Genomic DNA, 5,391 nt, shown 5'->3' with positions numbered 1-5,391 from the left:
ACGGCGAGGACACGATCCACGTCGTGCCCGACAGCCGCAACCTGCCCACCGAGTTCACCGAGAGCCGGTTCCCCTTCGTCGTGGAGCGGCTCGGCCTCGCGGTCGACTCGGGCGGCGCCGGCCGGCATCGCGGCGGCCTCGGTTACGAGAAGCACATCCGGATGCTCGAGGACGCGCACTTCATGTCCATCGCGGACCGCTCGATCCTCGCCTGCTGGGGGGTCAAGGGCGGCCGGGCCGGCCGGCCCTTCGAGGTGACGGTCGACCTCGGCGGCCCCGAGGAGCGCACCGTCGACGCCCTGGCCGACGCCGAGCCGGTCCGCGCCGGCCAGGTCATCCGCATCCGCACGACCGGTGGCGGCGGTTGGGGTGACCCGCTCGAGCGGCCGTACGACGAGGTCGAGCGCGACCTGCGCTGGGGCAAGGTCTCCTTCGAGGGCGCCCTGCGCGACTACGGGGTCGGCGCCTCCGGCGACCGAGACCATCCGGTCGTCGACGTCGCGGGGTCCGACGCCCTGCGCGAGCAGCGGCGCGCCGACCGCGGCGCGGAGCCGTTCTTCGACCGCGGACCCGGCTACGCGCGGCTCGCCGCGGGACGGTCCGCGGCCGACGTCGACTGGCTCTGACGCCGGCGTCCGTCGCCGGCGACCGCGCCTCACCTAGTCGACGTCGCGCTCCTCGATCGTCTGGCGCACGGTACTCGTCGGCAGCGTCGAGCCGCCCGGGCGCTCCTCGCGCGTCACGATCCTCTTGCGGCGCGTGCCCTTGCTGCCGTGCCAGATGAGGCCCCCGCCGGCGATCATGAGGATGATCCCGACGACGGGCAGGTTGACGACCGACGTGTTCGCGCGGATGGCGAAGGTGAGGATCGCGCCGAGAACGGCGAGCAGGACTCCGACGCCCACGATGTGCGACCCCTTCCCACCGGGCCGGAGGGGCGGCCCGGTACTGCCCCTTTACCCGAAACTGTATCGCCGCTGACCCAGCCGTGGCACGGCCCACCCCGCGCGGTGGGAGGCGCCGGAGCGGTCCGCGACCGCCTCCTCGCACGGCACAGATGTGCCAATCCGCACGCGTGCCTCTGGCAGGACGTGCCAAGGCGTGCCCGGGCGCCCGCTCCTAGGCTCGCCGCATGGAGGAGCCGACGCCGCCCGAGGCCGCCGGGGCCGGGGCGGGCGACTCGGCCGGCGCCGCACGGCTGCGGGTCGTCGTCGCGCTCGGCGGGAACGCGATGACCGGGCCCGACGGCAGCGCCACGCCGCACGCCCAGCGTTCGGCCATCGCGGCAGCGATGGCGCACGTGGCCGACCTCGTGGCCCGCGGAGTCGAGGTCGTCATCACCCACGGCAACGGGCCGCAGGTCGGCAACCTCCTCGTCAAGAACGCGCTCGCGGCCCACGTCGTGCCGCCGGTCCCCCTCGACTGGTGCGGGGCGCAGACGCAGGGCACCATCGGCTTCACGGTCCTCGACACGCTCGAGGCCTCGCTCGCCGTCCGCGGCGTCGACCGGCCGGTCGCGGCGCTCGTCACCCGCACCCGCGTCGACGCCGGCGACCCGGGCTTCGCGCGCCCGACCAAGCCGGTAGGGCGCTACCTGCCACGTGAGCAGGCCCAGACGCTCATCGACCACGGCGAGACGTGGGAGGACCGCGGCGAGCGCGGCTGGCGGCGCGTCGTCGCCTCCCCCGAACCGCTCGAGGTGCTCGAGACCCCAGCGGTGGCCACGCTCCTCGACGCCGGCTACGTCGTCGTCGCGGCCGGTGGAGGCGGCATCCCCGTCGTGCGCGGCGGTGACGGCCGCGTCCGCGGCGTCGAGGCGGTCATCGACAAGGACCTCACGGCGGCGCTGCTCGCCCACGCCCTCGACGCGCAGGTCCTCGTCATCGCCACCGACGTCGACCACGCCGTCGCCGGCTGGGGCACGCCCGACGCCCGCCCCATCGGACGCGTCACGCCCGCGGAGCTCACCGCGTACGCCGAGGCCGGGCACTTCGCGTCCGGCTCGATGGGGCCGAAGGTCGAGGCCGCGCTGCGCTTCGTCCGCAGCGGCGGCCGCCGCTGCGTCATCACCGACCTCGCACGGATCACCGACGCCGTCGAGGGCCGGTTCGGAACCGTCGTCGAGAACCATTGAGAAGAAAGGTGATTCCCCGTGCCTGAAGCCATCGAGGTGCGCAAGGTCCCGATCCACTCCGTCGCGGACGCGTCCGAGCTCGCCGCACTCATCGACGACGGCGTCATGGAGGCGAGCCGAGTCGTCGCCATCATCGGCAAGACCGAGGGCAACGGCGGCGTCAACGACTACACGCGCATCATCGCCGACCGGGCCTTCCGCGAGGTGCTCGTCGCCAAGGGCGCCCCGGCCGAACAGGTCAGGCAGGTCCCGATCGTGTGGTCCGGGGGCACCGACGGCGTCATCAGCCCGCACGCGACGATCTTCGCGACCGTCCCGGCCGAGCAGGTCGAGGCCTCCGACGACCTGCGGCTCACCGTCGGGTTCGCCATGAGCGAGCCGATCAAGCCGGAGGAGATCGGCTACGTCGCCATGGTGTCGAAGGTCGCCGACGCCGTGAAGGTCGCCATGGAGCGTGCCGGCATCACCGACCCCGCCGACGTCCACTACGTGCAGACGAAGACCCCGCTGCTCACCATCCACACGATCCGCGACGCCAAGGAGCGCGGCCACGGGGTCTGGACCGAGCACACCCACGAGTCGATGGACCTGTCCAACGGCACGACGGCCCTCGGCATCGCCGTGGCCCTCGGCGAGATCGAGATGCCGACCGACGCCGACGTCATGCACGACCGGTCGCTGTTCTCGTCCGTGGCCTCGTGCAGCTCGGGCGTCGAGCTGGACCAGGCACAGGTCGTCGTCGTCGGCAACGCGCGCGGTGTCGGTGGCCGGTACCGCATCGGGCACTCCGTCATGCAGGACGCCCTCGACGCCGACGGCATCTGGGCGGCGATCAAGGATGCCGGCCTCGACCTGCCCGAGCGCCCGCACTGGACCGACCTGCAGGGTCGTCTCGTCAACGTCTTCCTCAAGTGCGAGGTGAGCCAGGACGGCCAGGTGCACGGGCGCCGCAACGCGATGCTCGACGACTCCGACGTGCACTGGCACCGTCAGATCAAGTCGGCGGTCGGCGGGGTGACGGCGTCGGTCACCGGCGACCCCGCCGTGTTCGTGTCGGTGTCCGCCGCCCACCAGGGACCCGACGGCGGTGGCCCGGTCGCGGCGATCGTCGACCTCGGCGAGGACCCGCCCACCGGCTACCGCTGGACCCGCTGACCATCCGACGACGCAACACACCGAGCAGTCGCCAACCCGCGCGGGGGTACTCCCGCGGCCGTTGGCGACTGCTCGGTGTGTTGCGGGTCGAAGGTCAGTGGGCGAAGTGGCGGGTGCCGGTGAAGTACATCGTCACGCCGGCGGCCTCGGCCGCGGCGACGACCTCCTCGTCGCGGATCGACCCGCCCGGCGCGACGACCGCGCGGACCCCGGCATCGAGCAGGATCTGCAGCCCGTCGGCGAAGGGGAAGAACGCGTCCGACGCCGCGACGGAGCCGCGCGCCCGCTCCTCGCCGGCGCGGCGCACCGCGAGGTAGCAGGAGTCGACGCGGTTGACCTGGCCCATCCCGACACCGACCGCGGCGCCGTCCTTGGCGAGCAGGATCGCGTTCGACTTGACCGCGCGCACCGCCCGCCACGCGAACTGCAGGTCGGCCAGCGTCGCGGCATCGGCGGCCTCGCCCGACACGAGGCGCCAGTTCGCCGCGTCGTCGCCCCCGGTCACGGCGTCGTCGTCACCGCGCACGACCGCGTCGACCCTGTCGACGGTCTGCACGAGGAGGCCGCCGCTGATGGGCCGGGTCTCGACGGGGTCGGCGAAGCGCGCGAGGTCCGCCGGGAGGCGCAGGACCCGCAGGTTCTTCTTCGCCGTCAGGATCTCGAGCGCCTCGGGCTCGTAGTCCGGCGCGATGATGACCTCGGTGAAGACCTGCTTGGCGGCCGTGGCCATCGCCGCGGTCACGGTGCGGTTGGCCGCGATGATGCCGCCGTACGCACTGACCGGGTCCGTGGCGTGGGCCCGCTCGTAGGCCTGCTCGATGGTGGCGCCCACGGCGATGCCGCACGGGTTGGCGTGCTTGATGATCGCCACGGTCGGCTGGTCGCCCTGGTCGTGGGCGGCCCGCACTGCCGCGTCGGTGTCGACGTAGTTGTTGTACGACATCTCCTTGCCGTGCAGCTGCTCGGCCGACGCGACGCCGGGGCGCCAGTGGGTGTAGAGCGCCGCGCGCTGGTGCGGGTTCTCGCCGTAGCGCAGGGCGGCGTGGCGGTCGAAGGTCGCGCCGGTCCAGGCCGGGAAGCCGGTGCCGTCGGAGGTGTCGGCGTAGGCGTTGCCCATCCAGTTGGCGACCGCGTTGTCGTAGGAGGCCGTGTGCACGAACGCCTCGGCCGCGAGGCGCTTGCGCTGCTCGAGCGTGAAGCCACCGGCGTCGAGCGACTCCTGCACCGCGCCGTACAGGGCCGGGCTCGTGACGATGGCGACGCTCGGGTGGTTCTTGGCCGCGGCGCGCACCATCGAGGGGCCGCCGATGTCGATCTGCTCGATGCACTCGTCCGGCGTCGCGCCGGAGGCGACCGTCTCGCGGAACGGGTAGAGGTTGACGACGACCAGCTCGAACGCCTCGACGCCGAGGTCGGCCAGCTGCTCGAGGTGCTCGGGCTTGCGCGTGTCGGCGAGGATGCCGGCATGGACCTTCGGGTGCAGCGTCTTGACGCGGCCCTCGAGGCACTCCGGGAAGCCGGTCAGCTCCTCGACGGGCGTGACGGCGATGCCGAGCCCGGCGATGGTCCTGGCGGTCGAGCCGGTCGAGACGATGGACACCCCGGCCGCGTCGAGCGCTCGGGCGAGGTCCTCGAGACCGGTCTTGTCGTAGACGGAGATGAGAGCGCGCGAGATGGGGCGGCGGCCGTCGGACATCGATGCTCCTGGCGGTGGGGGCGGTGTCGGTCAGCGGGAGCACCCAGGCGGGCGATGCTCCGACGGTCACTCCCTGGTGGTTCCCCACCTGCGCCAGTCGTGTACGGCCAGCGTAGCGGCCCCTGCCGCACCGGCGAAAATTCGGCGACGCATGCGACCCATGCGACCCGTGCGACCCGTGCGCCAGCTTCGACGCCGGAGGGTCACCGCCTCAGCCGATGCGGACCCGGCGCCCCTGCACCGTGAACCCGTTCCGTGCCATCCGCCCGACGACGTCGACGAGCATCGCGCGCTCCTGCACCTTGATCCGCTCGTGCAGCGTCTCCTCCGTGTCGCCGTCCTCGACCCCGACGACGCGCTGCTCGATGACTGTCTCTTATACACATCTGACGCTGCCGACGACGGA

Annotated in this window: 5 protein-coding genes and 1 riboswitch; of the genes, 3 read left to right on the top strand and 2 right to left on the bottom strand. The window is 72.9% G+C overall.

Translation table 11 applies throughout. From position 1 onward, the window contains the following. The coding region (locus ACPYOM_RS20725; protein WP_481347397.1) for a hydantoinase B/oxoprolinase family protein at positions 1-626 on the top strand (626 nt) is incomplete at its 5' end. 33 nt (positions 627-659) lie between these two features. On the opposite strand, the gene ACPYOM_RS20720 is transcribed toward ACPYOM_RS20725, so the two are convergent. Then, the gene (locus ACPYOM_RS20720) at positions 660-905 is read right to left on the bottom strand and encodes a hypothetical protein (RefSeq protein WP_481342809.1); all 246 of its coding nucleotides are present in this window, start codon (positions 903-905) and stop codon (positions 660-662) included. 227 nt (positions 906-1,132) lie between these two features. Here ACPYOM_RS20720 and ACPYOM_RS20715 point away from each other — a divergent pair, with 227 nt between their 5' ends. Both ACPYOM_RS20715 and bar read left to right on the top strand, forming a co-directional pair. Beyond that, positions 1,133-2,134, top strand: coding sequence for a carbamate kinase (locus tag ACPYOM_RS20715; RefSeq protein WP_481347396.1), 1,002 nt, complete (start codon positions 1,133-1,135; stop codon positions 2,132-2,134). An 18-nt stretch (positions 2,135-2,152) separates the two neighbouring features. Continuing rightward, the gene (bar, locus tag ACPYOM_RS20710) at positions 2,153-3,289 is read left to right on the top strand and encodes a barbiturase (protein ID WP_481347395.1); all 1,137 of its coding nucleotides are present in this window, start codon (positions 2,153-2,155) and stop codon (positions 3,287-3,289) included. A 94-nt stretch (positions 3,290-3,383) separates the two neighbouring features. Here the strand turns inward: bar and purH are convergent, their stop codons facing one another. Further along, positions 3,384-4,985 carry a bifunctional phosphoribosylaminoimidazolecarboxamide formyltransferase/IMP cyclohydrolase gene (purH, locus tag ACPYOM_RS20705; RefSeq protein WP_481347394.1) on the bottom strand — a complete coding sequence of 534 codons (1,602 nt, stop codon included), beginning with the start codon at positions 4,983-4,985 and terminating at the stop codon, positions 3,384-3,386. 34 nt (positions 4,986-5,019) lie between these two features. Next, a riboswitch (ZMP/ZTP riboswitch) is annotated at positions 5,020-5,096 on the bottom strand. Between the last annotated feature and the right edge of the window lie 295 nt (positions 5,097-5,391).

The organism is Monashia sp. HAY1-2A, assembly GCF_056755315.1.
Note: the sequence above shows the minus strand (reverse complement) of the source record. Positions and strands in the feature narration are given on the sequence as shown.